The 23,943-nt window shown below is 29.3% G+C and carries 25 protein-coding genes; 5 read left to right on the top strand and 20 right to left on the bottom strand.

Annotation, left to right across the window (positions count from 1 at the left end; translation table 11 throughout):
* Window positions 1–37: 37 nt before the first annotated feature.
* Both BS62_RS02325 and BS62_RS02320 read left to right on the top strand, forming a co-directional pair.
* The gene (locus BS62_RS02325; RefSeq protein ID WP_496489625.1) at window positions 38–586 is read left to right on the top strand and encodes a TetR/AcrR family transcriptional regulator; all 549 of its coding nucleotides are present in this window, start codon (window positions 38–40) and stop codon (window positions 584–586) included.
* A gap of 105 nt (window positions 587–691) precedes the next feature.
* Window positions 692–1,060 (top strand): HsmA family protein, encoded by a 369-nt coding sequence (locus BS62_RS02320; protein WP_496489624.1) that lies wholly within the window; start codon window positions 692–694, stop codon window positions 1,058–1,060.
* Window positions 1,061–1,110: 50 nt separating this feature from the next.
* On the opposite strand, the gene BS62_RS02315 is transcribed toward BS62_RS02320, so the two are convergent.
* The 8 genes from BS62_RS02315 to BS62_RS02280 all read right to left on the bottom strand — a co-directional run bounded on the left by BS62_RS02315 (window position 1,111) and on the right by BS62_RS02280 (window position 10,988).
* Window positions 1,111–1,965, bottom strand: a complete 855-nt coding sequence (locus BS62_RS02315) for a RelA/SpoT domain-containing protein (protein WP_496489623.1) — start codon at window positions 1,963–1,965, stop codon at window positions 1,111–1,113.
* A gap of 122 nt (window positions 1,966–2,087) precedes the next feature.
* Window positions 2,088–3,734, bottom strand: coding sequence for a ribosomal protection-like ABC-F family protein (abc-f, locus tag BS62_RS02310; RefSeq protein ID WP_496489622.1), 1,647 nt, complete (start codon window positions 3,732–3,734; stop codon window positions 2,088–2,090).
* Window positions 3,735–4,052: 318 nt separating this feature from the next.
* Complete coding sequence (locus BS62_RS02305) at window positions 4,053–4,769, bottom strand: EcsC family protein (RefSeq protein WP_496489621.1); 717 nt, start codon at window positions 4,767–4,769, stop codon at window positions 4,053–4,055.
* A 141-nt stretch (window positions 4,770–4,910) separates the two neighbouring features.
* Window positions 4,911–6,911, bottom strand: a complete 2,001-nt coding sequence (locus tag BS62_RS02300; protein ID WP_496489620.1) for an ABC transporter permease — start codon at window positions 6,909–6,911, stop codon at window positions 4,911–4,913.
* On the bottom strand, window positions 6,901–7,668 hold the full coding sequence (locus BS62_RS02295; RefSeq protein ID WP_496489619.1) for an ABC transporter ATP-binding protein: 768 nt from the start codon (window positions 7,666–7,668) through the stop codon (window positions 6,901–6,903). The genes BS62_RS02300 and BS62_RS02295 overlap by 11 nt, the downstream gene beginning before the upstream one ends.
* Window positions 7,669–7,799: 131 nt before the next feature.
* On the bottom strand, window positions 7,800–8,816 hold the full coding sequence (locus BS62_RS02290; protein WP_496489618.1) for a sensor histidine kinase: 1,017 nt from the start codon (window positions 8,814–8,816) through the stop codon (window positions 7,800–7,802).
* Window positions 8,813–9,484 (bottom strand): response regulator transcription factor, encoded by a 672-nt coding sequence (locus tag BS62_RS02285; protein WP_496489617.1) that lies wholly within the window; start codon window positions 9,482–9,484, stop codon window positions 8,813–8,815. Before BS62_RS02285 ends, BS62_RS02290 begins: the two co-directional genes overlap by 4 nt.
* Window positions 9,485–9,647: 163 nt before the next feature.
* On the bottom strand, window positions 9,648–10,988 hold the full coding sequence (locus BS62_RS02280; RefSeq protein ID WP_496489616.1) for an N-acetylglucosaminidase: 1,341 nt from the start codon (window positions 10,986–10,988) through the stop codon (window positions 9,648–9,650).
* A 345-nt stretch (window positions 10,989–11,333) separates the two neighbouring features.
* Here BS62_RS02280 and BS62_RS02275 point away from each other — a divergent pair, with 345 nt between their 5' ends.
* The gene (locus BS62_RS02275) at window positions 11,334–12,005 is read left to right on the top strand and encodes a CAP domain-containing protein (RefSeq protein WP_496489615.1); all 672 of its coding nucleotides are present in this window, start codon (window positions 11,334–11,336) and stop codon (window positions 12,003–12,005) included.
* A 244-nt stretch (window positions 12,006–12,249) separates the two neighbouring features.
* Window positions 12,250–13,005 carry a CAP domain-containing protein gene (locus tag BS62_RS02270; protein WP_496489614.1) on the top strand — a complete coding sequence of 252 codons (756 nt, stop codon included), beginning with the start codon at window positions 12,250–12,252 and terminating at the stop codon, window positions 13,003–13,005.
* Window positions 13,006–13,080: 75 nt separating this feature from the next.
* Here the strand turns inward: BS62_RS02270 and BS62_RS02265 are convergent, their stop codons facing one another.
* The 4 genes from BS62_RS02265 to BS62_RS02250 all read right to left on the bottom strand — a co-directional run bounded on the left by BS62_RS02265 (window position 13,081) and on the right by BS62_RS02250 (window position 17,228).
* Complete coding sequence (locus BS62_RS02265; protein WP_496489613.1) at window positions 13,081–14,427, bottom strand: aspartate aminotransferase family protein; 1,347 nt, start codon at window positions 14,425–14,427, stop codon at window positions 13,081–13,083.
* Window positions 14,428–14,634: 207 nt separating this feature from the next.
* Entirely contained in the window at window positions 14,635–15,471 is an 837-nt protein-coding gene (locus BS62_RS02260; RefSeq protein ID WP_496489612.1) for an ABC transporter permease, read from the bottom strand.
* 4 nt (window positions 15,472–15,475) lie between these two features.
* Window positions 15,476–16,390, bottom strand: coding sequence for an ABC transporter ATP-binding protein (locus tag BS62_RS02255; protein ID WP_496489797.1), 915 nt, complete (start codon window positions 16,388–16,390; stop codon window positions 15,476–15,478).
* Between the two features lie 136 nt (window positions 16,391–16,526).
* Entirely contained in the window at window positions 16,527–17,228 is a 702-nt protein-coding gene (locus BS62_RS02250; protein ID WP_496489611.1) for a pseudouridine synthase, read from the bottom strand.
* Window positions 17,229–17,433: 205 nt separating this feature from the next.
* Here BS62_RS02250 and BS62_RS02245 point away from each other — a divergent pair, with 205 nt between their 5' ends.
* Window positions 17,434–18,132, top strand: coding sequence for a Type 1 glutamine amidotransferase-like domain-containing protein (locus BS62_RS02245; protein WP_496489610.1), 699 nt, complete (start codon window positions 17,434–17,436; stop codon window positions 18,130–18,132).
* A 44-nt stretch (window positions 18,133–18,176) separates the two neighbouring features.
* On the opposite strand, the gene BS62_RS02240 is transcribed toward BS62_RS02245, so the two are convergent.
* The 8 genes from BS62_RS02240 to BS62_RS02205 all read right to left on the bottom strand — a co-directional run bounded on the left by BS62_RS02240 (window position 18,177) and on the right by BS62_RS02205 (window position 23,841).
* Complete coding sequence (locus BS62_RS02240; protein ID WP_496489609.1) at window positions 18,177–18,521, bottom strand: zinc ribbon domain-containing protein YjdM; 345 nt, start codon at window positions 18,519–18,521, stop codon at window positions 18,177–18,179.
* Window positions 18,522–18,634: 113 nt separating this feature from the next.
* Window positions 18,635–19,336: a 4Fe-4S binding protein gene (locus BS62_RS02235; RefSeq protein WP_496489608.1), complete on the bottom strand. Its 702-nt coding sequence runs from the start codon at window positions 19,334–19,336 to the stop codon at window positions 18,635–18,637.
* 103 nt (window positions 19,337–19,439) lie between these two features.
* Complete coding sequence (locus BS62_RS02230) at window positions 19,440–19,886, bottom strand: DUF5946 family protein (protein WP_496489607.1); 447 nt, start codon at window positions 19,884–19,886, stop codon at window positions 19,440–19,442.
* 108 nt (window positions 19,887–19,994) lie between these two features.
* Window positions 19,995–20,573: a nitroreductase family protein gene (locus BS62_RS02225; protein ID WP_496489606.1), complete on the bottom strand. Its 579-nt coding sequence runs from the start codon at window positions 20,571–20,573 to the stop codon at window positions 19,995–19,997.
* Between the two features lie 51 nt (window positions 20,574–20,624).
* Window positions 20,625–21,176: a DinB family protein gene (locus BS62_RS02220; RefSeq protein ID WP_496489605.1), complete on the bottom strand. Its 552-nt coding sequence runs from the start codon at window positions 21,174–21,176 to the stop codon at window positions 20,625–20,627.
* 35 nt (window positions 21,177–21,211) lie between these two features.
* On the bottom strand, window positions 21,212–22,180 hold the full coding sequence (locus BS62_RS02215) for a vWA domain-containing protein (protein WP_496489604.1): 969 nt from the start codon (window positions 22,178–22,180) through the stop codon (window positions 21,212–21,214).
* 140 nt (window positions 22,181–22,320) lie between these two features.
* On the bottom strand, window positions 22,321–23,421 hold the full coding sequence (locus tag BS62_RS02210) for an AAA family ATPase (RefSeq protein ID WP_496489603.1): 1,101 nt from the start codon (window positions 23,419–23,421) through the stop codon (window positions 22,321–22,323).
* A 72-nt stretch (window positions 23,422–23,493) separates the two neighbouring features.
* Complete coding sequence (locus BS62_RS02205) at window positions 23,494–23,841, bottom strand: GIY-YIG nuclease family protein (RefSeq protein WP_496489602.1); 348 nt, start codon at window positions 23,839–23,841, stop codon at window positions 23,494–23,496.
* Between the last annotated feature and the right edge of the window lie 102 nt (window positions 23,842–23,943).

The following is a 23,943-nucleotide window of genomic DNA, read 5'->3' as shown; positions in this document are numbered from 1 at the left end:
CATGGTTCATTTGAAGTAATTTTAGGAGGCGTTTTGGTTGGCAAGAATAATTGAAAACCCACAACAGCTTATATTAAGTAAAGCTAAAGAAATTCTATATACTGAAGGATACATGAAGTTAACGATGAGAAATGTTTCAAAAGCTTGTGATATAGCTCTTGGCACAATATATAACTATTATCCTACAAAAAAAGATTTAGTTATTGAGATGATGACTGATTATTGGCATGGATACATTAACAAAACTCAAGATATAGTTAACTCAGATAATGAATTCTACCATAAGCTTAAATTAATATTTGATGACTTAAGTATTTTTATAAGAACATTTAAAGAAGTATGGCTTAAACCAGAACTTTATGATAACTCTGATTATGTAAAACATGGACTACAAAAGCAGACTATGTATATAGATAAGTTCGTACTTCTCATAGAAGATATTCTTATAAAAGATAATAAAGTAAAAAACAATTTGAGTTCCTACGAAACAGCAGAATTCATTGTCCTTAACTTTATAACAATTATTCAAATGCCTGTTTTTAAATATTCTTCCTTTGAGGTTATTTTAAAGGAATTACTTAATTAAATCATATCTTATTAATGTTCAAATTTTGAACTTTATGAAGATATGATTTAAAAATACATCGCAATGAACAATGTTCATTAGCATTTTAATTAGGAGGGTTATGTTATGTTAATTTATGCAATAGTTTCTATTACTTTAGCACTTGTATTCTATACTGTCGGGGTATGGAGTGAAAAATTACAGGGTCAGCTAAAAAAGTGGCATTTAGTAGTATTTTGGATTGGCTTAATATTTGATACAGTAGGAACACTGCTAATGGGTGAAATTGCAACTGGAGGATTTGAATTTAACTTTCACGGTATAACTGGGTTTCTAGCAATTGTACTTATGCTTTTCCATGCAGTATGGGCTACAGTTGTTTTAGTGAAAAACAATCAAGAAGCTAAGATTAATTTCCATAAGTTCAGTATTATTGTATGGCTTATTTGGCTAATACCTTATATATCTGGAGCAATGTTTGGTATGGCAAAGTAAAATTTTAGGCTACAGATTATCTGTAGCCTTTTATATTTATACCTTATTTTTTATTTTTTTATAATATTATCTATGGTTATTAGTAAGTCGTCTTTATTTATATCTTCACTACTTTTTATCTTTTCTTTTAATTTCAGGATTTGATTATCTTTGTCATTTAGCTTTTCTTCATAGTCACCTTTTATATCTTCAAAACTTTTGTTAATCATATTTATCAATGAGGCCATTTCATCTGAGCTACCTGCAATTCTATTTAATAATAACAAGTTTAACTGAAGAACTTCTGGTATTTCATCATGAGAATATCTTAATTGATGGTCAATTTCTCCATATCCTTCTTCAAATATAGTTCTAACTTGAATTTCTGCAATTATCTTTTGACTTGTAGGATAAGATTCAATTATATAGTGAACTGATCTATATCCAGATATTCTAGACCTTACTGTTATGCCTAATTCTTCAAACTTTTTAGTATTGTCACCTTCTCTAACATTTGCAACAATTTCATTAACTTGCCACATTCTAGTAATGAAATCATGTAGCTTTTCCCAGTCTTCTTTGAATATATGTATTACCCTTATACCTAATAAATCAGTAATTTCATCTCTATAATTATCAACTGTAAATTTAAAATCTTCTCCATACTTTTCTCTTCTATCTTGGGTTTTTCTAATAATTTTTTCTATTAAGTGCTCAGGATTCTTAGCTCTAGTTTTAACTGAGTGTACATGTTTGTTGCCTCTTAGAATATTAGCTATTAAATCTGCTTGTGTTTCATAACTTGTTTTATAATTATTGTAATCAATATAGATTTCATTTAGGTCTTCCCAATTTATATTGTTCTCTATCAAATCCTCTTCACTAATTTTATATTTTTTAAAAAAATCGTCCTTATTAAGTCTCATATATTCCTCCTAGATAGCTCTTAATATCCTATTAAATTAACTCAATATTATTATATACTAAAAAACAGCTACACTTAATAAAATATAGCTGTTTTTTATAAATTTTATACTCATTTATCTAGTTAAAGACTTTCCTTTAATTTCTTTATTTCACTTAGTAATTCATAATATTTCTTGTCTAATTCTGCTACATTATCTTTTTTCGATGGCATAGATAGTTTCCCTATTATTTGTGACAGTCGATTTTGTAGTACAATAATCTGTTTTTCAATCTCATCTTTATTGTTATCAAAAGGCTTACTTTTACTATCTAAATATTCCTTGTAAGTTCCTTTGAATATCTTTATTTTATTATTTTCTATGATCATTATATGGTCTGCGATGAAATCTACAAATTTTCTATCATGTGATACAAACAATAGTGTTCTATCATATTCTCTAAGTGCTTCCTCTATTACCTCAAGTGAGTTTATATCTATATAATTAGTTGGTTCATCTAATATAAGAAGATTTATATCCTGTAATAATATTTTTGCAAATGAAACCTTAACACGTTCTCCTCCACTTAATACACTTACATGTTTATAAATATCATCTTTTTTAAACAACAAGTTAGCTAATAGTATTCTTGCAAATGTTTCATTGTATATACTGTTTTCCATAACATTTTCTATAATAGATTTGTTTTCATCTAAAATATTCATCTCTTGACTAAAGTAACCTATCTTTGCTCCTTGAGCAATTTTTATAGATTCGTCATTATTCATTATCATTTTGATCAAGGTACTTTTACCACACCCATTAGGACCTATAAGTGCTATTTTAGAATTATTATAAATCTCAAACTCAGCATCTTTAAATATAATTTTTTTATCAAATATCTTATTTATTTTTCTACCTTCTATAATTATTTTACTGTGAATTTTATTTACCTTTGTAATATCTAATTTAATATTTTCTTTTTCCTTAGGTTTTTCTTTAACCTCAAGATGCTGTATTCTTGATTCTATGTTTTTAACTGCATTATCAAGTTTTGCCTTAGATTTTTGTCCACCCATTTTGTGAAGTCTTGCCTCTGAATTTCCCATTCTTTTAGGAGTTCTTTTTATATTATTTGATTTTTGTTTTGTATTAACAGCAACTTCTTGTAGTCGCTTTTTTTCTTTCATATATTCATCGTACTCAAATTGAGCTCTTTCTATTTCATTTTTCTTTTGAGCACTATAGTCACTATAATTTCCATTATAAATTTTTATACCTCCATTTTCTATCTCAACAATTTTATTACATAGCTTATCTAAAAAACTTCTATCATGGGATATTAAAACTAATGCACCTTTGTATTCTTCAAATCTTTTTTCAATTAGCTCAATACCATCAATATCTAAATTACTAGTTGGCTCATCTGCAAATATAATTTCACTATTCCTGCATACACCATAAGCTAGTTTAAATCTAGTTTTTTCTCCACCACTCATATTCTCATTCCAAGTACTATCAACGCCAAATTTAGAAGCAATTTCAATATCTATACTTTTATTTTCAGGCTCTTCAAGTTGAGATATATATGAGTACCTTCCATATAGCTTAACCCATCCTTCATCAGGTACTAGTCTTTGAGTAAGAATATTAATAAAAGTTGTTTTACCTACTCCATTTACACCTACAATACCTATTCTATCTTTAGAATATATTTTAAATTTATCTATATCTAATATTAATCTATCACCGAAATACTTTTTAATATTGCTACACTCCATTAATAACATAAAAAAACCCCTCCTTGTAATCTGGAGAGGATAGGTTCATAACTTAAAATTGCTGTGCTCAAAAATTATTAGCACAACATAAATTTATAATATAAACAAGCTACCTACAGTTACAAAAACACTATCCACTCACAATTTTTAATAAAATGTACAACAACAAAGCCTTTAATTTGGCCATTGTTTTAATTTTCATTTTATATAAATGTTAAAAGTGAATTATATTTCCATTTCCGTAAATACCTTGCCCTTTCTTAGAGTAAAATTTATTAATTTTCAATACAATTATATATATTGCTTATAATAATGTCAACAGTATAGCTATTTAAGTATTCTCATTCTATAAGCATAAACAGCAGTTTCACTTAACTTATCCATAAACTTGTTATTAACATAAGCTCCTACAAAGGCTCCTATTCCAGGAACAAGTTGGAAAAACTTTGCTAAGTCAATGTAGTCTCTATATTCTTGTTGGAAGCTTCTCCAATCAAAAGCATCTATATCTGTAGGCAATGTATGAGAATACTCTTCCCAATTTTCCATTTGAGCAAATACCTTATTTACATTTCTTTGACTTGAAAAAGCAAGTTGAAATATGTTTAGTATATAAATTCTCTCTTTATAATCTTCAGTATCAAATCCATAAACAGCAGCAAGATCATAAAGAAATTTAATTTTAATACTAAGTAGTAATGGTAAATCAGCAAGACCTAGTAATATACCACCAGCACCAGTACCTGCTCCTTCTATCATTGCAGTAGTTTTATATATTTTAGTTTTCTGGTCAACTAATTCTTCTCTTTCTCTTAGAGATATATTTCTATTTGGTGGCCTAGTTACATATTTAGAGCCAAGTAAAACTCCTTTTGTCATATTTTTTATAGCTGAAGTTACTATTTCATGATATTTTTCAGGTAAAATTCCATTAAATGTATTTTGCATTCCTTTAGAAGCTTTTTCTACTAATGAAGGTTTTTTTCTCATTATCTTTTTCCAGTTTTCTAATTCCCTTTTAGCATTTTCATTATAAAAATCCACCATACCACCTACCTAAATTATTTACTTATTAATTATATTATTATATATCTATATTATCGCATATTTTTAGCATTAGTATTTAACTTTAATCAAATTCTAATTTAAATAAGCTGCACCTAAAATTAAGTGCAGCTTTTTGTATTATCTATTATTTTTTATAATATTTTTGGCTCCCATAAATGTAGCTAGGAAGTATGCCCCATATACTATACATATGAATATAGATGCTACTATTATATTTTCTACCATACTTGCGTTACCAAATTCTTTAATTACATCGTTTGATACCTTAAGTCCTACTATAGAATGAACTATAGCTAACCCAAGGGGCATTAAGAAGTATATACCTATTTGGGTAAACAATGCTTTATTAATCATACTTCTTTCTGTACCTATTTTTCTAAGCAAATTATATCTTTCTATATTATCAGCAGCTTCTGATAATTGTTGAAGAGCTAAAACTGCTCCACTAGTTATTAAAAACACTATACCTATATAAGTTCCTAAATAAGATATCATTATAGATGTACCTATCATAGTAGCAATTCCACTTTCTTTAGTTATTAAGTTATAATAGGTTTCATAGTTTGATTCATTATAAATTTCAACGGCTTTTTCTTGAATTCTCTTTTCATCTTCATCTTTAAATTCATCATTAAAATCCATAACTAGTGTAGTGCTATCTACCTTTAATTTTTTAACTTCATTATCATTTAGTACTATAGTTCCACCACTATTGCTAAAATTTCCATTATCAGTATTTACATAGATAGCTTTATTTTTTGTTTTATATTCTTTGTTATATATTTTTATATTATTATTTTTTTCTAAAAACTTATTATAAGCGTCTACCATATCATCACTACCTGCAAATATTGCATATTCATTATTTTCAAGATTAATTTCATCTTTATTTTGCAGTTTCATAAGCTTATTATAATCTGAAAGCTTTATTATATTAATATTTTTTGAGTGTTTAACAAATGATTTATTATCACTGGATAGTCCATCAGTATTTTCTCCAGTTATAAAATTTTTAAACGGAAAATCACTTTCATATCTTTTGTAAGTTATATATGAACTTAAATATTTTTCCATATCAATCCCATTATCTTTTAAAGTTTTTATTGGATCTTCATCTTTAAATCCACCCATTACTCCTTCATAAGCAAATCGAGACTCTAAGTCTTTTGTAAGCGCCATATTTATGCCAATACCAGATGATAACACACATATTGTTACAAACAACATTAAAGATATAAGTGCCATTGAAATAAAGTTTGTATTAATCTTACTTCCAATTTGTCTTATAACAAATAGATTTAAATTTTTAAGATATATATTATCATTAGATTTTATTACTTCTAATAAAAATCCCGATAATGACATAAAGAATAACAATGTTCCAATTGCCCCTAATGCAATTGATGCGTAGACTATATTTTCATTTGATAGAATTCCATTTTTAATTATCATAAAGTATGCAGTACCTAAAATAACTAAGGATAATATAAATAATATTAAAGATATATTTTTATTTCTAATTTTGAAACTTTCGTTTTTCTTAGATCCATATATTAAATCTATTAATTTATATCTTGATATGGAATAAGAGTTAAACAATATTACAAATACAAATATTATACTAAAACATAATATTGTTTTAATTAATGCACTATTTGAAAATACAAATTCATATGCTGATAAGTCAACTTTAAATAGTTTTACTGTAATTAATGATAGTCCCTGAGATGCAAATATCCCAATAAGTAGCCCTACCACTAAGGATAATACTCCTATAATAATTGTCTCTATTACTAAAATTTGAGATATTTTATTCTTACCCATTCCAAGAGTCATGTAAATTCCAAGCTCTTTTTTTCTTCTTTTTATTAAAAAGTTGTTTGCATAAATTACCAAGAATCCAAGTATTATGGCTACAAATACTGAAAATGTCCCCATAACATCAGCTATTAAGTCAAATATCTCATGTTTTGCTGAACTCATACCTACCATTACTTTTTGAGCTTCTATTGAGTTAAAGGTATAAAATATACATACTGCAAATGTTAGAGTTAAGAAGTATATTGCATAATCCCTAAAACTTCTTTTTACATTCTTAAGTGATAAACTAGAGTACATTATTAGAGTCACCTCCAAGTAAAGTTACTACTTCAATAATTCTATTGAAAAAGTCTTTTCTAGAATTATCTCCTTTTTCTAACTCTGTAAATATTTTACCGTCTTTTATAAACAGTATTCTATTTGCATAACTTGCTGTAAAAGCATCATGTGTAACCATTAATATAGTCGCATTCATTTCCTTATTTAACTTTTCAAATGAATCTAATAATAGTCTTGCTGACTTTGAATCTAATGCTCCAGTTGGCTCATCTGCTAGTATAAGTGATGGATCTGTTATAATAGCCCTAGCTGCTGCTACCCTTTGTTTTTGTCCACCTGACATTTGATATGGGAATTTATCTAATACTGAGCTTATTTCTAACTTATTAGCTATTGTATTTATACGACTTTTTATTTCTTCTGGCTTTCTATTTTGTATTGTAAGAGCAAGTGCTATGTTTTCATAAGCAGTAAGTGTATCTAATAAGTTAAAATCTTGAAATACAAATCCTAGTTCTTCTCTTCTAAATTTTTCTAATTTCTTTGATTTTAACTTTGTAATTTCTGTATTGTTTATTACTAACTTTCCAGATGTTATACTGTCAATTGTAGATATACAATTTAGTAATGTTGTCTTTCCACTTCCTGATGGACCCATTATTCCTACAAATTCACCTTCATTTACTTCAAAGCTTATATTATCTATTGCCTTTGTAACATTACCCTTGTTTCCGTAATATTTTTCTATGTTATCAACTTTTACTATATTTTTCATAATTTTTCCCTCCATATCATTCCCTATGTTATTCTCTAAAATTATTTTACCCTAATTAAAGATTTCATCATATTGATTTAAGTTTCATAAATCTTTCATTTTTGAAAGAAATATTAAAAAGAGCCGTAATATTACGACTCTAATAATGTTATCTTTCCAAGTGGAAATATTATATTTACTTTTGTTCCTTTGTTTTCTTCTGAAGTTAATTCTAAACCTAGTCCCAACTTAGTTGAAAGCTTTTTGCAAATATATAGCCCCATACCTGTGGACTTTCCATATTTTCTTCCATTTTCTCCTGTAAATCCCTTATCAAATATTCTTCTTAAGTCTTCCTTAGGTATTCCAATTCCATTATCTTCTATAGAAAGTACAACATTATTTTCATTTCTTTTAGAATATATAATTATATGTGCATCTTCTTTTTTAGAGTATTTAATTGCATTGTTTAGTATTTGATTTATTATAAATTCAATCCATTTAATATCTGTATAAACCTTATTATCTATAGCTTCTAAATTAAGTTTAATTTTTTTGTATATAAAGTCTCTAGAATTTCTTTTTATTACATTTCTTATAGCTATTTCTAATTTTAATTCTCTTACACTATAGTCCTTACTTGTATCATTACTTCTTGAGTAATATAGAACTTGTTCAACAAAGTTTTCTAATTTTGAAATTTCTTTTTCAATATTTTTAGTAACATCACTTTTATTATTATCTATTATAAGCTTAGTTGATGCTATAGGAGTTTTTATTTCATGGATCCAAGCTTCTATATACTCTCTATATTCAACTTGTTTGTCTTCGTAGTTTTTTATATGATGATACATATCTTTCTCTACACTTTTTAGTGTTTCATATATTATTTTTCCTTCTAAAAATTCTGGTTCTTCTATTGTTTCACTTAATAAATACTTTTTGTCAAGTGAGTTTACGCTTTCTACAATAGAGCTATAAAACCTAGATTTTTGTGTGTAATCAATTATAAAGAAAGTACCTATTGGAAAAAACCAAGTTATAAATATACCAAAAATCCATATTATGTGTAAATTTACATAAGCTAAGAATATTGCTAAAGGAATAAAGAAAATTATATTAATAACTAAAAAAAGTGATTTTTCTTTTAAATAATCTTTTATACTCATTCCATTATATATCCTTGTCCACGTCTAGTTTCTATTGGATTATCCATACCTATTTCCATTAGTTTTTTTCTAAGTCTCGTCATGTTTACAGATAAACTATTATCATCTACAAAAAAGTCTGTAGACCATAAATACTCCATTAGCTCTTCTCTTGAAACTATAATTCCTTTATTCTTTATTAAAAATCCTAATATCTTAAGTTCATTTTTTGTAAGTTCTAATGTATTTTCTTTATATGTTATACTGCTGTTAGATAAATTTAATTTAAGTTCTTTGTATATTAAAATATCTGATGATGTTGTAGTTTTTAAACTTCTTTTTAGAACAGAATTTATTCTTGCAAGTAAAATCTGAGTGTTATATGGTTTCGTTATAAAGTCATCTGCCCCTAAGTTCATACTCATTAATTCATCCATTTCACTATCTCTACTAGTTACAACTATTATAGGAACTTCTGATGTTTTTCTTATTTCTCTACATATATAATACCCATCGTATAAAGGTAAGTTTATATCTAATAATATTAAGTCTGGATTTTCACCTTTTATATAATCTACTATATTTTCAAAATTACTAGGTGACTTTACATCATATCCATATCTTTTAAGTAATTCACTTAACTCTAGTCTTATTCTCTCTGCATCTTCTATAATAATAATCTTTTGCATTTTTTCACTTCCTTTGTTATATGTTTTGATAAACATACCTATTTATACCATAAATTGGGTAAATTTTAAAGAATATACTCTTTTCGTTTAATAACATAAATAAAAACCTACATATTATGTAGGCCTTTACTTATCCATTAAAATACTATAATATTTTAAGCTTTTATTTATAAACTGGAACTTCAAAGTCTAGATTAGTTCCTACATATAAATATGATAAATTATTTAGATGCTTAGATATTTTAGTAGCCCATCCTATATCAGTTGCATATTGATGCCATTTGTCTACATAATTATATCTCATCTTATATAAAGTATCTTGGGCATGACCACTTTTATATATATATTTATTTGTAATCCATTTAGCAGAGCCATCTATTGCATCTGGTATTGAAGTCCAGTTATTATCATATGCCGTTGTTGTACCTCCAGGAATAACAGCTGAATCCACTGCTCCTATACCAAAGAGATTGTAGACTTTAACAGTATCTGCATTAGCTTCAGTACTAGAATCCTTTAATTTAACATGTTTAGCTTTATTTGTATTTCTTATTGCTTGTCCATCAGGCCCTAATACAACTTCATGTCCCTGTGCTAAAGCTGACATACCAAATCCTGTTTCTACTAAAGTATGTGCTACCAAGTATATAGGATCTATATTGTATTTTTTGGCTGTATTTACGAATGCTTGCCCTTGATTGTAGAATATATTAGTTTTACCTGAATTGACTTTAAGATTATTTAAATAATTATTTAGTTTGTTAACATCAACTTGTCTAAATTTATTTAACTTTAAAAATTGCATAAAGGTCTCTTTATTATTAATCGTATAGTTTTTTGGATCAATATAAGATCTTAATGCCTCTGCTGACTTTTTTGTTCGATTTACTTCTGAACTTATATATGAGTCCAAACTTATACTTACTTTAACATAACTTATATCATCATTGTTGGGTGGATATTCAGCATTATTTTGCACTAAATTTACTGAATCTGAGGTTTGTAAAGATACATCAACTAAATACTTACTAGACACATACCCTGCTTTTCCACCAAAGTTTATATAGGCCCAGCTCCCATTGTTTTCTAAAACTTCTACTATATTATCCTTTTTTAATGTACCTATTATTCCTTCGCTAGTACTTGGTCCTTTTCTAATATTTAGGCCATTTGCATTTACTTTTTTATGTTCAATTGCTCGCGTGCCACGGGATGGTGATGGTTGTTGTACAGTTGAATTTTTACTTATATACTTTCCTGAAACCCAACCTGTCTTTCCATTACTTAATTTTACTTTGTACCATCCATTTGATTCTTGTATTATTGTTACAGAACTGTTTTTTGAAATACTATCTACACTTTTATGAGTTGCACTTGGGCCACTCCTGACATTTAACTTTGATGCAGTTACCTTACCAGTAACATTAGCAAATGCACTTGTAGTAGTAATAGATAATGCAATAATCGATGATAATACCACGGTTGTCATTTTCCTCAGATGCATATTTTCTACCCCCTACCAGTTCTGATTTAACCCCATTATAGCAAAAAATGATAGAAAATAGACGATTTTCGCCTTTTTTGAAACAATTACCTATTATTCAACATCAAAGCGACACCTTAATTTAATATATACAAAATCTTACCCCTTAGGCGTTTAGTATATAGTTATATGTAAATTGCATAATGGAAAAATTTGTGGGTTTGAAAATATAAATACGCATGATATACTATGTTCATCGCAAAAGTTACAAAACAGTTACAAAGTTCCACAAAACAGAAAATCCTTAAATTAATTTATAGATATGAATTTAATTAACTAAATTAAAATCATAAGGAGGATACAACCATGATAAAAAGAGCGAAAAAAATATTATCATATACAATGTTAGGTATGTTATTAGCACTTCCTATGGCAAATAGCGCAGACGCTTTATCTAATACAACAACTTATTCTTACAACAATTATTTACAACAATACTTCAGTAAGTATTATAAAGCTCCTACTACAACTACCGTAAAGCAGCCAACTACTAATACTAATACAACTACATCTACTCAAGCACCAGCCCCTACAACAACTACTACAGCTCCTACTACTACAAACACTACAACTACTGCTCCAACTGGCGACTTTGGCGCATATCAACAAGAAGTTTTAAACATAGTAAATAAAGAAAGAACTTCAAGAGGTTTAAGTGCTCTTAAGTTCAATACTGAAGTATCTAAAGTTGCTACTATAAAATCACAAGATATGATAGATAAAGGGTACTTTGATCACAATTCACCAACTTACGGTTCACCATTTGATATGATGAAAAAGTTTGGTATAACTTATAGATCTGCTGGTGAAAACATAGCTATGGGTCAGAAGACTCCACAAGAAGTTATGACTGCTTGGATGAACTCTGAAGGTCATAGAAAAAATATATTAAACTCTAGCTTCACTGAAATAGGTATAGGTATAGCTAAAGATAAAAACGGTAGATTATACTGGACACAAATGTTTATAGGTAAATAATAATTAAAGTGAGATGAAATTTGATTTTGTCTCACTTTTTTATTACCCCTTAGGTGTTTGATTATATGTACATTACCTACTGGAATAATTTGTGGGTTTAAAAATATAAAACCAAATGCTATAATATATTTACACTAAAAGTTACAAAAAAGTTACAAAATTACATTAAACAAAAATTTCGTGAAAATTAATTTATAGATATTAAATTAATCAACTAAGTTCAAATCACAAGGAGGATACTACTATGATGAAGAGAACAAAGAAGATATTCGCATATGCTATGATAGGTACCATGTTATCAGCTTCAATGGTAAGTGGTGCCGATGCATTATCACCTAAAACTATAAAATTACAAAACTTAAATAAAGTAACTATAACTAAAAAAGCTGATTTAAATAAGTTATTAGAGCAACGTTTAAATGAAATATTAAAAGGCTATAAAACAAGTACACAAAAGCCAGTTGTAACTCAAGCACCAGAGGTTGAAAAGCCAGCACCTGCTCCGGCTCCAACTCCTGCACCAGAAGTTGTAAAGCCAGAACCTGCTCCGGCCCCAACTCCTACACCAGAAGTTGTAAAGCCAGAACCTGCTCCAGCTCCAACAAATGGTGAATTTAGTGCATACCAACAAGAAGTACTAAACATAGTAAATAAAGAAAGAACTTCAAGAGGATTGAGTGCTCTTAAGTTAAACATGGAAGTATCTAAAGTTGCTACTATAAAATCACAAGATATGATAGATAAAAATTACTTTGATCATAATTCACCAACTTACGGTTCACCATTTGATATGATGAAAAAATTTGGTATAACTTACAGATCTGCTGGTGAAAACATAGCTATGGGTCAAAAAACTCCACAAGAAGTTATGACTGCTTGGATGAACTCAGAAGGTCATAGAAAAAATATATTAAACTCTAGCTTCACTGAAATAGGTATAGGTATAGCTAAAGACAAAAACGGTAGATTATACTGGACACAAATGTTTATAGGTAAATAATATAAATATTTTAATAAATGAAAAAACCTAGATTTTAAAATCTAGGTTTTTTCATGTTAAATTACATATTCTCTTTTACCAGCCCTTAATTATACTTAGTACATCATCAGGTATTTGCCCCGATAAGTAATCGATAATAGATGATTCTATAATTTCTAAAGCTTTTATCATTTCTTCCTTTTTTATGTTTAATGGTGGTTGAATTCTAAGTATATTACCACTTAGTGTTATTACTATTACACCTTTTTCGTAGCATCTATAGCAAATCTTTGATGCAGCTTCAGTATGTCTCTCCTTTTTAAAACGGTCTTTTACTAACTCTACTCCTATTGATAAACCTAATCCCCTAACATCTCCTATAATTTCATACTTATCTTTCATTTTATTAAAATATTCTTTAGTAAGATTACCTATTTCATTAACGTGATCTAAAAATCCATCTTCAGAAATTACATCAATAGTACTTATAGCAGCAGAACAACATACAGGATTTGCAGCATTTGTAAATGCATGTGCAGGTGATTGTAGAGATTCCATTATCTCTTTTCTTCCTACAATTGCACTAAGGGGCATACCTGAGGCAATAGACTTTCCTAAAACTACTGCATCTGGAATAACATCAAAGTGATCAATTCCAAACCACTTACCAGTACGGCCAAAACCTTGTTGTACCTCTTCACTTACAAATAGGATTTTATTTTGAGTACATAATTCATGAAGCTTCTTAATGTATTTCTTAGGAGGAACAATCATTCCGCTATCCCCTTGTATTGGTTCAATTATTATAGCAGCTACTTCATCTGCAGGTATGTATATTTCAAATGCTGTATATATTTGATTAATACATTCTATATTACAAGACTCTTCGTTTTTATCAAAGTCACATCTATAACAATTAGGATAATTAAAACTATAGACATTTGGTAAAAAAGGACCTATTTTTCTTCTCATTTTTGTTGTAATTGCTGACATAGTCATAGATCCATATGTTGAACCATGATATGCTCCAATAAATGTAATTATATTACTTTTACCTGTATATGATCTTGCAAATTTTATAGCCCCGTCATTTGCATCTGAACCTGAAAGGCCAAATGCAACCTTCTTACTATGATTACCCGGTGTAATCTCAGTAAGCTTTTGTGCTAAATCAATCATAGGTCCATTGTATGAGTAAGCAGGTGTATAATGTATAAATTTATTAACCTGCTCAATTATTGCATTATTAATTTTTGGATTTGATCCCCCTACATTTAACACACCTGCACTTGATAACAAATCAATGTAACTGTTTCCATCTATGTCTTTAATAGTCGCTCCATCTACACTACTTACAACAAGAGGGTAGTATGGAATTCTACATGCACCAGCAATAACCTTACTATCTTTTTCTACCATTTCAATACACTTATCAATATTCATATATATTCCTCCTAACAAATACTTAACTATTTAAGTATTTATTTATCTTATTACCTATTTGTTCACAATATGAATATTGCTCTAATTTTTCTTAATAAATTATTAAATAAATATATCTTTAATTAATTAAAGCCAATCTCTTTTACGTTAGAGATTGGCTTAATTATTTATATGGAATATTGGAATATGGGTATGCTTCAAATTATGCTATACCCAAATATCCTCTTCTTTGCTTTTAGAACGATTTATTCTTGAAAAATCCACCTTGGTGAAAACAAAGGCAGACAAAGATACTAATACAACCCCGAATGCGATGGTAATAATCATACTCATCAAAGGCGTAATAACAAAATTACCGATTTGAAAAGCGAGCTGCTCTTTAACTAACTCAGCGTTAGTTAAAGATGTTTTTTCAAGTATAATAGTTCTGAAAAATGCGGTGGTATATGTCATTGGATTTAAATAAGCAACATATTTTAATGCTTCAGGTAACGATCCAATTGGTATGTATGCGCCGGAAAGAAATGTAAACGGCATTGTAACTGCTGCTATAACAATTTGGAATGTTTGTGAGTTTTTAATAAGTGCAGCTAAAAACAACCCCAAACCAGAAAACACAATACCAACGGCTATCATAACTCCAATTACGGCAAAGGGTGTTGTTATCGACTTAAATTTCAACCCGATAAAGTAACCGATTATTAATATAATAATTCCTTGAAATGTAGCAATTGTTGCTGCCGACAATAGTTGTCCTATTGCTATATGTATTCTTTTAACCGGACTTACAAGCACCTCTTTCATAAAACCTGAAACAATATCATCAATGGTTGTAGATGCGATGCTGAGTGCCGTTTGAAAAACAGTTGTAATAACTATACCGGCGAGCATATAGTTCACAGGATTTGGTATATCGCCTGTATCAAATACTGAACTGAATACATACAAAAAGAAAAACGGCATAATAATAGTGAAAATTAGCTGAACACGGTTACGTGCGAAAATTTTAAGGTTTCTTGTCCATAATGCTCCTATAATACTCATATCACTACTCCCTTATATTTTTTCCGGTAATTTCTAAAAACACATCATTGAGTGTGCCTTTTTTAATTTCTAGGTCGGTAATATTACTTTTTTGTAAACTTAATATTTCCATTAACTCCGGTAAGCTTCGAACCTCAACTGAATAATATCCGGTTTTTTTAGAATAAACAAAGCCTGCCTTGTTTAAAAGTTCCTCCAACTCTTGCTCATTAGTAGTTGATATATACGCTTTATCCTTTGTATATTTCTGTTTGAGGCTATACGGTGTATCTATTGCAACAATTCTCCCATTATCCATAATAGCAACCTTATTGCAAATCTCCGCTTCATCCATGTAATGAGTAGTTAAAAAAATCGTTATGTTCTTTTCCTTTTGCAGTTTAACAATATAATCCCATATGTGAGCACGTGTTTGCGGGTCCAACCCTGTAGTTGGTTCATCTAAAAACAATACCTTGGGATAATGTAGCAAACTTCGTGCAATTTCCACTCGTCGTTTCATACCGCCTGATAGACTACTAACCATTGCTTTTTTCCAATCTAACAAGTCTACAATGTTTAAGACAAAGTTAATACGTTCCATAGTCTCATGCTTTGGAACATTATAAAAGCGGCAATGCATTACCAAGTTTTCCAAAATTGTCATCTTATTATCTAATGTCGGGTCTTGAAACACAACGCCAATTACATTCCGAACTTCGTTCTTGTCATTAGAGACGTCCTTTCCATCAATAAGAAGAGTCCCTGATGTTTTTTCAAATATAGTACAGAGAGTGTTAATAGTTGTGCTTTTTCCTGCTCCATTGGGCCCCAAAAAAGCAAAAACACTGCCCTCTTCAACATCAAATGAAATATTGTCAACCGCTGTGAATTTATCGTACTTTTTAATAAAGTTACGTACTTCAATAATATTTTTCATCAATTAGTTAAACTCCTATCGATTATTTTTCTTTACTATCACTTTACCACATATCTTCTAGTTATTATTTTAGCTTTTTTCCTTCTGAGCAGTATATGAAAGCAATATATCTATAAGTGTAAATGAAATATTTTCGTTATTTAGATCTAAGGTTTTTAACTTCTTCTTTTGTTAAATATCTCCATTTTCCAACTGCTAATCCTTTTAAATTAATATTAATAATTCGAACACGTTGCAACTTTATAACCTTATAATCAAAATGCTCACACATTCTACGAATTTGACGATTCAACCCTTGAGATAATGTAATCTTAAAGGTATTGTCGCTTACCTTAACCACTTTACAAGGTTTTGTTTTTGTATATTCTTTTTTTACCGGGTTATAAATTCTTACCCCTTCTGACATGCCTTTTATAAAAGAATGATTAATCTTTTTATTTACAGTAACAATATAATCTTTTTCATGATTATTTTCTTCTCTTAAAATCTCATTAACTATATCTCCGTCATTAGTAAGAAGTATTAAACCTTCTGAATCTTTGTCTAATCTTCCAATTGGGAAAATTCTTTCAGTATGGTTTACAAAATCAATAATATTCCCTTTTATATGCCTCTCAGTTGTACAAGTAATACCAACTGGCTTATTTAATGCAATATATATATCATTTTTCTTTTGCTTTAATAGTTTGCCATTTACTTCAACCTTATCGCCTGGCTCTACTACTCTTCCTAGTGTTTCAATTACTCCATTAACTTTTACTTTTCTTTGTTTAATTAGTTCATCAGCTTCTCTTCTTGAGCAAATCCCCGTTGAGCTAATAAATTTATTAAGTCTCATACATTTCTCCTTGTTTATTCGTAAATTTGTTTTATCGTAAATTTATCTCTTTATTATATCATATTTATTTTATCCAATAGTTTAGATATACAAAATTATAATATTTACTTATTTAACTAACAATTCATATTAGTGGAACAAGGAATCATAATAAATTAATAGAAATAATTATATTTATAAATATAATTTGAAAGGAAGTGGAAATGTGAGACAAATAATTGCACTTGGAGGTGGAGGGTTCTCTACGGAGCCAGAAAATCCATTGTTAGATTTATATATCCTTAAACAGTGTGGTAAAAAAAATCCAAAAATCTGTTATGTTCCTACTGCAAGTGGAGACTCTGATATTTGCATCTCATGGTTTTATAACTTCTTTGAAAAACAAGAATGTCAGCCTTCACACCTATCACTATTTAAGCCACCTACAAAAGATTTAGAGAAATTTGTATTAGATAAAAATATCATTTATGTTGGTGGTGGAAATACAAAGAATTTATTAGCTTTATGGAAAGAATGGGGATTAGACATTATAATGAAAAAGGCATGGGAACAAGGAATATTATTAGCTGGCATCAGTGCAGGTTCTATTTGTTGGTTTGAAGAAGGGGTTACTGATTCATATGGTGATAAACTTGAACCATTGAAATGCTTAGGTTTCTTAAATGGTAGTAATTGTCCACATTATGATGAAGAAGCTGATAGAAGGCCTTCCTATCATGAACTTATATCTTCTAATAAAATAAAGCCTGGAATAGCAGCAGATGATGGTGTTGCTATTCATTATATTGATCAAGATGTTTATAAGATTATAAGCTCAAGGCCTAACTCTAAGGCATATAAGATTTATTTCGATGAAAAAGTCAAAGAGATAGAACTTGTAACAGAATACTTAGGTTCTTATTAAACAAAATGTTCCCTCAAATTAATCTGAGGGAACATAAAACACTTTTATGCTTTTTTAACAACTGAAGATTTTAATTTCATAGCTCCGAAGCCATCTATTTTACATTCTATATCATGTCCATCAGCTGCGTCAGGAACTAAACGTATACTTTTTACTTTAGTACCTATCTTTATTGATGATGAACTTCCTTTTACCTTAAGGTCTTTTATTACTGTTACAGCATCACCATCGTTTAAGATATTTCCATTTGCATCTTTGATAACATTTGTATCTTCACTATTTCCACTTTCTAAAGACCACTCATGAGCACACTCTGGACAAACTAAAAGACTTCCATCTTCATAAGTATATTCTGAATTACATTTTGGGCAATTTGGTAAATTTGACATAACTTCATTTCCTCCATCTGTTATTAATTCTAATTTATGCCTATATACTATCATATTTCTTTAATATTGACAAATAAGACCAACAAAGAGTTCTTCGCTGGTCTTTTGAAATACTAACTATTTATTATTTCTCCATTAGTTGAAATAACATTAACTTTTAAAGGTATATCTTTTTCACTATTTATTAATGCTTGCTTTACTGCATTTTCCATTCCACCACAACATGGAACACTCATTCTAAGAACATCAACGCTTTTAATATCGTTGTTTTTAATAATTTCTGTTAGTTTCTCAGAGTAATCTCCACTATCTAACTTTGGACAGCCTATTATAGTAATTTTATTTTTCATAAATTTGCTGTGAACATTTGCATTTGCAAAAGCCGTACAATCTGCTGCAACTAATAGTCTAGCGCCATCAAAATAAGGAGCATTTACTGGAACAAGTTTTATCTGACATGGCCATTGTCTTAACTGTGATTGTATTTCGTGTGATTCTTTATTTTCTTCATCTACATTATTTCTCTTTAATTCTTTTGATTGTGTAGAAGGACATCCAAAAGGTGCTAAAGCTATTTTTTTCGTGCTCACATTTTTATCTCTTTTATTACTGAATTCTTCTACATCCTTTTCAATTACTTTAAGTGCACCTGTAGGGCAATTTGGTAAACACATTCCTAGTCCATCACAATATGATTCTGATACCAGTGTAGATTTTCCATCTATTAGTTGTAAAGCTCCCTGATGACAAGCATTTATACATAATCCGCATCCAACACATTTTTCTTGATTTATTGAAATTACATTTCTCTTCATTTTTTAGTCCCCCTCAATATAATTGTCTTATAATATCATAATACTATAGATTTTGGATTATTTCGGTTTCATTTGTTACACAATTAACGCTTATTGAAAAAATTTATCTTAATTCTTTTCGTATTTGTTCTCTCCACTTTAGTATGTTTTCTATTGCATTTTTTTCCCCACCCAAATATATGTCTTCAATTGTCATTGACCATAATTTAAGTTCACGTTTTCTTTCATCATTTGGAATAGGATTTGTTATTTTTCCTATGTTTTTTACCATCTCTCTATTTTTCTTTAGAATATATGATGTATCCCAATTATTATCATAAGCACCGATAAATAAATCAACCATATGCTTATAGCCTTCTACTGTATAATTAGAAGGATGCTGTATCATATAACATGAAACAAGCCAAAAATGTAGAGCATATAATTTAGGGTCGTTGTGCTCCCAAACAAGGGGAAAGCCAAATAATTCATAGCATGAAAACCCATCGCTCTCCTTTGATCCACATTCTATGCATCTTCCATCCTTCATAACTGTATTATTATCAACCATCTAATATTAACCCTCCTATCAAAAAACTAATACTTCATTAGTTTATCCTATGACGTAACGTAAATGTCAACAAAAATTCCCCCGAACTTTAAGTCTGAGGGAATTTATTTATATAATATTTATAACATCTTTACGTGGTTGTGCAGGTTTTGATTTATCCCCTGGATATCCAAAAACAACCGACCCATATACAGTGTGATTCTCAGGTATATCTAATTCTGATAAAAGTTCTTGTATAGTTGGTAACTGAGCCATTCCCGGCAACTGGTTTACCCAACATGATCCGATTCCAATAGAGTGAGCAGCCAGCATCATATTACCAATTGCTAATGCAGAGTCTGGCATGGCGTTTCCATTGTCTTTTAAGTGAGATACAATAACAAATGTTGGTGCATTATATAAAAAGTTAGCGTTCTTATCCTTTGCTTTTTCAATAAGACTAACTATATACGGGTGAGTTTCAGCAACAATAGGAATAGATAAAATCGCCTGGCGTATTGACTCATTAACCTTTTTCATCGCTTGTGGATTTTGAATCGCTGTAAACTTCCAACTTTGTGTACCCATTCCATTTGGAGCATAGCTTCCGGCTAAAAGAATTGTATTTAAATCTTCTTTTGATATTTGATCCGGTTTATAATTTCTTATACTTCTTCTTGTAATAATATTTTCTAATATTGCATTCATGATATATTCACTCCTTAACTTATCTCTTGTATATTCCTATACACGATTGATTTACGGCCTATTGTTTCTAGAGGCATAAAGAAAACGACAATAACCAATTTCAGCAGCATTCTTCATAAGTTCCAGATTTAACCACCCAGCTAGCTCGTAGAATGATTTATCTTCAAAAGGCCACTTAGTTCTTTTGCAAGAAAGAAATTCTTCCTCTGATATAGTTGTCAGTATAGTTTTCCATTCATCACGCAGTTTAATAATTTTTTCTTTGACAGCTACAGTACTACCAGGCCATTGTATTTCTTCTCGCTCCAAAGTCCCTTTACCAAATGAGTAATCAAAAACCATTGACCACCAAAAAATAATATGCCAGGTTATCCATGCAATACTTGCTGGGCCAATATCATAAGACTCAGTATCTGGCCAATCTGCACTCCAATTTCCTTGTTTGTTAACAACATGAAGCCCCTTTGAACTAGGTTTCCAAAGACATTCTTCATCTTCAAGATTGTTAAGATGATACTCTAATAATTGCCATGAAATATCAAATTGAAATATTAACGCATTGCGAACACTATCTATTGAGTTTTGAGTACCTTTATCATTCACAATAAATTCCTCCTAAATGAATACACTATTGAATTTTACAAATATCTTGAAATAATCTTAACTAGCTTTGATGGTAAATCTTCTAAGTTTGTAATATCTAAAAATTTATTTTCCCCATAAATTTCGCTTATTATATTCTTATCCTGTCCTATTGCAGCTGCCAAAAATGTAATTCCTTTTCGTTCAAATTCTGCTATAGTATTTTTCATATCATCTATTGCATAAGCTCCAGTGTAATTATCCATAGCTTTAGGTTGCCCATCACTTATGCTAATTAATAGTTTTGTTTGTTGGTTAGAAGTTAATAGTCTTTCTGAAATAATTCTAAGGGCCATTCCATCACGATTATTACCTCTACCACGAATTCCCATTAGTCTGTACCTGTTGTTATAATCTTCTTTATCAAAATCTACGTATGAAAATATAGACATTTGCTCTAATTTTGAAACGTCAGCAGTATCTCCATAAATTAATACAGGTATATTGCACATTTTACAAAATTCATATACTGCTACCACTGTACGTTTTGCTGCATCTAACCTCCCAAAAGCTGTCATAGATGCTGATTCATCTACTCTTAATCCTACTACAAGAGATGGAGACTCATTTGGAGGTAGCTTTTTAGAAAAATACCTAAAATCATTATAAGCAATACTATCTGATTGGAACTTACTACCGTAATAATGATTTTTTGCAAATTCTGTAGAAACCTCATGCTCTAAAAGTGGACTAGTTTTTCTTGCTATCTCTCTTATAATTGGCATTAACTCTTTGCTCAAATTTATATATTCTTCTTTATTCTCTAGATTCCAATCAGGCCTGTGGACTATTAATTTTACATTCTTATGAATTGAGTCAGATGCGACTTTTCTTGCTTCTTTATTTAGCTTTTTCCTAAATTTTTTCTCTTCTTCTTTTGCATGTTCAGAATCATCTTCTGGATTTAATTCATTATATTTAGGAGTGCCATTTTCTCCTAAATCAGAGCTTTTTTTATCTCCCATTACATCAGAAACCTCAGGAGAGCTATCTTCACTGTCTTGAGATTTTCTTAAAGCTACACGTTCTTCATCAGAATCAACGTCTGAACCTTTTATATCGTCTATTTCATCATTACTTTCCCAGGTTTTAATTTCAGCTATCTCTAAATGTCTTTTTTTTTAATATTACTTTCAAATTCATCTAACTTTTCAAAAATCTTATTTGTCTTTAATGATTCTTCCAATATCTTAATTTCTTCAGAGTCAGTTGTTATCTTATAAATTACTTTGTGATACAGTGATTCTTTTATTGATGAACCATTATCAATGGAATCAACCCAATAAAAAAATGAACGCATCCCAGCAACTCCTTTAATTGCATTTGACCTAGCAGTTTTGTCTAAAATAATAATTGCATTTGCTAAAATATCTAATAACTCATAATTACTATATCCTGTTTTGGCAATTGAACGTTCTATCATAACTTCCTTACTCGGTAAATCCATTTTTTCAGTATGTTGAATTCTATCACGTAAGGATTCATTTAAAGGTCTACATCCTAAATAATTACGATTTGTAGTAATAACTGCAATAAAATCAGGATGACGATGAATAACTTCCGTTGGAAGGTTTATACTGCCATCTAGTTCTAATGCAGAGTTTAAGGCCATTAATACTGCTGCATCTCTAATAACTGTGGGCTCTTGTATTTCTAAAATATATCCATTGCGATAAGCCCTTACTATTTCAGATGGATAAAATCTATATTCAACAACATCGTCTTTTGAATATTCTTCAGCTAGTTTCATTAAGTGTTTTATTTTTAAAGCTGCCTGCTCCTGAGAAATACCAAGTGCATCGACTAAAACTTCAGTTGAACTATGAAATCCATCGCTATTATATAATACTTTTAAAGTTATCTTATCTTCATCATTTATTTTTTCTAACTTATCATTTGAAATTACAGGTAAAATAGCACCAATAATATCTGATTTATCCATATCTGCAAAGCAAGTTACCTTAGTATATGGAAGACCGAAATCTGATGACAATGCCTTAGCTAGTTGAGTTTTTCCTGAACCAGCATCCCCTTCTAAAAGTATATTAGCTATTTTCATTTCTCCACGATTCCAATTATGTTTTACTTCATTACATATTCGAATTTCTTCTTCACTTGTTTTGTGAGATAATGGCTTTTTCCATATTAAATTTTTTTCTTCATCATTTAATTGCCTATCTGGTGATAAGTAATATCTATTATCCATGAATTTCTCCTCCTTTAATACCCCATTCCTTGTATAAGGGATAATACTAGAAGGTGTATTTTAATTATTATATTAGATTATCTTCGAATCTTTTATATTATCAATCCATTTATCACGTAATGCTTCTAATTCTTTTGTATAATCTGTTTTTGATTCATCATCTTTATCGTAAGGAAGTAATTCTATAACTTCAATAGAAAAAGCTGGTTCCCCATGCTCCTTCCAGTCATTTTGTAATTCTTTGTTCGGATGCAATCCTGCCCCTAGTTTGAATTTATTAGAATTTATAGTTCCTTTTGTATCATGGTCGCATCCAATATAATTTTTTCCTGTAGAGATACATTTAAATAAAAATACACCCATCTCTGTTTTTCTATGTTTATATTCTAATAATAGTTTCTTTTTTTTCAGCTTATCCATTTTAATTCCTCCAAAATATATATTAATTTTAATTTACTAATTTACTAATTTACTAATTAAGTAACTAAATATTATCATTTATATAATATATCGTCAAGGATT

Source organism: Sporacetigenium mesophilum DSM 16796 (genome assembly GCF_059569055.1).
The sequence above is the reverse complement of the archived record's forward strand: the minus strand, read 5'-3'. Positions and strand labels throughout refer to the sequence as shown.

Coding starts and splice junctions, on each gene's coding strand:
- BS62_RS02320 (WP_496489624.1), top strand. CDS start 692: ATGTTAATTTATGCAATAGTTTCTATTACTTTAGCACTTGTATTCTAT.
- BS62_RS02315 (WP_496489623.1), bottom strand. CDS start 1,965: ATGAGACTTAATAAGGACGATTTTTTTAAAAAATATAAAATTAGTGAA.
- abc-f (WP_496489622.1), bottom strand. CDS start 3,734: ATGTTATTAATGGAGTGTAGCAATATTAAAAAGTATTTCGGTGATAGA.
- BS62_RS02300 (WP_496489620.1), bottom strand. CDS start 6,911: ATGTACTCTAGTTTATCACTTAAGAATGTAAAAAGAAGTTTTAGGGAT.
- BS62_RS02295 (WP_496489619.1), bottom strand. CDS start 7,668: ATGAAAAATATAGTAAAAGTTGATAACATAGAAAAATATTACGGAAAC.
- BS62_RS02290 (WP_496489618.1), bottom strand. CDS start 8,816: ATGAGTATAAAAGATTATTTAAAAGAAAAATCACTTTTTTTAGTTATT.
- BS62_RS02285 (WP_496489617.1), bottom strand. CDS start 9,484: ATGCAAAAGATTATTATTATAGAAGATGCAGAGAGAATAAGACTAGAG.
- BS62_RS02280 (WP_496489616.1), bottom strand. CDS start 10,988: ATGCATCTGAGGAAAATGACAACCGTGGTATTATCATCGATTATTGCA.
- BS62_RS02275 (WP_496489615.1), top strand. CDS start 11,334: ATGATAAAAAGAGCGAAAAAAATATTATCATATACAATGTTAGGTATG.
- BS62_RS02270 (WP_496489614.1), top strand. CDS start 12,250: ATGATGAAGAGAACAAAGAAGATATTCGCATATGCTATGATAGGTACC.
- BS62_RS02265 (WP_496489613.1), bottom strand. CDS start 14,427: ATGAATATTGATAAGTGTATTGAAATGGTAGAAAAAGATAGTAAGGTT.
- BS62_RS02260 (WP_496489612.1), bottom strand. CDS start 15,471: ATGAGTATTATAGGAGCATTATGGACAAGAAACCTTAAAATTTTCGCA.
- BS62_RS02255 (WP_496489797.1), bottom strand. CDS start 16,390: ATGAAAAATATTATTGAAGTACGTAACTTTATTAAAAAGTACGATAAA.
- BS62_RS02250 (WP_496489611.1), bottom strand. CDS start 17,228: ATGAGACTTAATAAATTTATTAGCTCAACGGGGATTTGCTCAAGAAGA.
- BS62_RS02240 (WP_496489609.1), bottom strand. CDS start 18,521: ATGTCAAATTTACCAAATTGCCCAAAATGTAATTCAGAATATACTTAT.
- BS62_RS02235 (WP_496489608.1), bottom strand. CDS start 19,336: ATGAAGAGAAATGTAATTTCAATAAATCAAGAAAAATGTGTTGGATGC.
- BS62_RS02230 (WP_496489607.1), bottom strand. CDS start 19,886: ATGGTTGATAATAATACAGTTATGAAGGATGGAAGATGCATAGAATGT.
- BS62_RS02225 (WP_496489606.1), bottom strand. CDS start 20,573: ATGAATGCAATATTAGAAAATATTATTACAAGAAGAAGTATAAGAAAT.
- BS62_RS02215 (WP_496489604.1), bottom strand. CDS start 22,180: ATGGGAGATAAAAAAAGCTCTGATTTAGGAGAAAATGGCACTCCTAAA.
- BS62_RS02210 (WP_496489603.1), bottom strand. CDS start 23,421: ATGGATAATAGATATTACTTATCACCAGATAGGCAATTAAATGATGAA.
- BS62_RS02205 (WP_496489602.1), bottom strand. CDS start 23,841: ATGGATAAGCTGAAAAAAAAGAAACTATTATTAGAATATAAACATAGA.